The organism is Mycobacterium sp. (assembly GCF_052144515.1).
Classification (GTDB): domain Bacteria; phylum Actinomycetota; class Actinomycetes; order Mycobacteriales; family Mycobacteriaceae; genus Mycobacterium.
In genome coordinates this window covers 1-2,600 of record NZ_JBKQQD010000364.1, presented here as the reverse complement: position 1 = coordinate 2,600, position 2,600 = coordinate 1, and the positions used below count along the sequence as shown (strand labels likewise).

Genomic DNA, 2,600 nt, shown 5'->3' with positions numbered 1-2,600 from the left:
GTGGTGTCGCCCGAATTGTGCCAGTTGCGGATTGTCAGAGTGAGGTGATCGAATGCGGACACGGTGTCGCCGTGTTCGGCCTCAAGTCGTGCCAGAATCAGCGCCTGGGCTGACGCGTGGGCGCGGTTGCCGCTGTCTTGCGCGATCACCAGGCCCCGGCGCATGGCTTCCAGCGCGCGGACGGGATCTGCGTCACGGAAAGCGGCACCGTAGGCAGCGAGCGCCCACGCGAGCATGGACGGGTTGCCCGTTGCCTTCGCAGCCTCGATGAGGCCATCCGCGCAATCCATCGCCTCCCCACCGGAACCGGCCACTGCAAGGGCGACAACCAGCCATGACCGGATGGTGACGTGGGTGTCGCGGCGGCGTGCGAGCTGGGCGCGGCACAACTCGGCCATCCGCTCGGGCTGCCCGATGGCTAGGTATACAGCTCCAAGCCCGGCTTCGATGCCGTATGGCAGCGCATCGCGGCTCCTGCCGAGAACGATCTGGCCAGCCTCGCTGTAGCCGACAGCCGCCTCGATCCGTCCGGTCGTGTAGCACATCGACGCAATCGCGTACAGGAACGCCAGCCGGGGGTGGTCGACCGCGCGGGCGGGCTCGATCAGCTCTTCAGCCCAGGCGATCGGCTCGAAATTTTCGACCATTACGCCGAGCAACCCCACATAGGTGGCGATGGTGGCGGCGACATCCAGATCGCCGTGGTCGGCGGCCCAGCGAAACGCGGTGCGCAGATTGGCCAGCTCGGCAGTGAACCAGTCGTAGGCCGCAAGCTGGCGGGGGCCGTCCCACAGGGCCATGATGTCGGCTTCGCGTCCGGCGAAGTAGCGCGAGTGCGCGGCCCGAATCTGGGATGCTTCGCCGCGGGCGACGAGTTGTTCCTCGGCGAAGTGGCGGATCGTTTCCAGCATCGCAAACCGGGTCCGTCCCGAAGACCGGTCGGCGACCAGCAGCGACTTGCGCACCAGGGCATCGAGCAGATCCAGGGTGGCGAAGTCATCATCGGAACCCGCTACGGCGCAGGCGCTGTGCAGGTCGAATCCACCGGCGAACACCGAACACCGATCTAGCAGCACCTTTTCCGGCTCGTCGAGCAGGTCGTAGGACCACGCGACGGCGTGGCGCAGGGTGTGGTGGCGTTCCAGTCCGCGGCGGGAGCCGACCAGCAGCCGGAACCGCTGATCGAGACGATCACGCACCTCGATCGGCGTCATCGACGCCATCCGCGAGGCCGCCAATTCGATGGCCAGCGGGATCCCGTCGAGGCGGCGGCAGATCTCCACCACCGCGGCCGCCTCGTCAGGTGCGCCCACCGAGAATCGGGAGGCCACGCTATGGGCACGTTCGACAAACAGGTTCACTGCTGCCGAGTCGATACCCGCGGCGACGTCCAGCGACGGCACCAGCCACAACTGTTCGTCCGCGACCCCCAAACCTTCGCGGCTGGTAGCCAAGACCCTCACCGTCGCCGAGTGCGCGAGGATGGCTTCGACCAGGTCGGCCGCGGCGTCGCGCACGTGCTCGCAGTTGTCGAACACCAACAGCCGCACCCTGCCCTCTAGGGCGGCGGCCACGCTGTCGGCCACGCTGCGGCCGGGTTGTTGGGTGATGCCCAGCACTGCCGCCACTGCGTCGGGCACCGCGGCCGGATCGGTGACCGCGGCCAGCTCGAAAAACCACACCCCGTCGGGGAATTCGTCGACCAGCCGCCCCGCTACTTCGAGCGCCAGCCGGGTCTTGCCGACTCCGCCCACCCCGGTCAGCGTGACCAGCCGATGAGCCTTCACCGCGGCTTGCAGCTCGGCGACCTCGGACTCGCGCCCGATGAAGCTCGTGGTCGCAGCCCGCAGGTTCCCCGGACTCGCATCCAGCGCCCGCAGGGCCGGGAACTCCGTGCGTAACCCTGCTGCTCGTACCTGGAACACCCCGATTGGTGTCGGCAGATCCCGCAACCGGCGCGGTCCCAGATCGATGAGATCAACGCCGCTGAGCAGACCCGCGGTCGACTCGGCCACAAGGATCTGCCCGCCGTGCCCGGCGGCCATCACCCGCGCCGCGCGGTTGAGCACCGCACCGAAGTAGTCACCCTCCCGAAGTTCGGCCTCGCCGGTCGCAATCCCCATCCGCACCGGCAACTCCAGGGCACGCTGTGCGGCTACCGCCGCATCAACCGCGGACCTGGGCGAGGCGAATGCGGCGCACACCCCGTCACCGGTGTGTTTGAACAGGTAACCGCCCTGCGCCTCGATCACCCCGCGCAACACCTCGTCATGGGCGGCCAGCGCGGCCCGCATGGCATCGGCGTCGTTCTCCCACCGACGGGTCGAACCCTCGACATCGGTGAACAAAAACGTCACCACCCCCGATGGGGTAGCCGCCGTCACGGCATTGCCTCGGCCCACGCGATATGTCCCTCGAAGCCAAGCGTTTTCGCCATGTCTCGGTAGCGATCCCGATAGTCCCGGTAGGCGTCGTCGTCGCCGTGGGCGCGGGCCAGCAGGGCCCGCATCCGCAGCAGCGGCAGTTCGTGCAGGACGAACCCCGGGTCGGTCGGGACCGCCGCCAGCGTGTCGATCGCGGCCTGTGCTTCGGCAATGTCG

2 protein-coding genes are annotated in these 2,600 nt (G+C 68.3%); both read right to left on the bottom strand.

Annotated elements, in window-relative coordinates:
• On the bottom strand, nt 1-2,384 hold a 2,384-nt coding region (locus ACLP9N_RS23615; RefSeq protein ID WP_442409660.1), incomplete at its 3' end, for an ATP-binding protein.
• Nucleotides 2,381-2,600, bottom strand: a 220-nt coding sequence (locus tag ACLP9N_RS23610; protein ID WP_442409659.1) for a hypothetical protein, incomplete at its 5' end; no start/stop codon positions are given. The genes ACLP9N_RS23610 and ACLP9N_RS23615, both read right to left, overlap by 4 nt.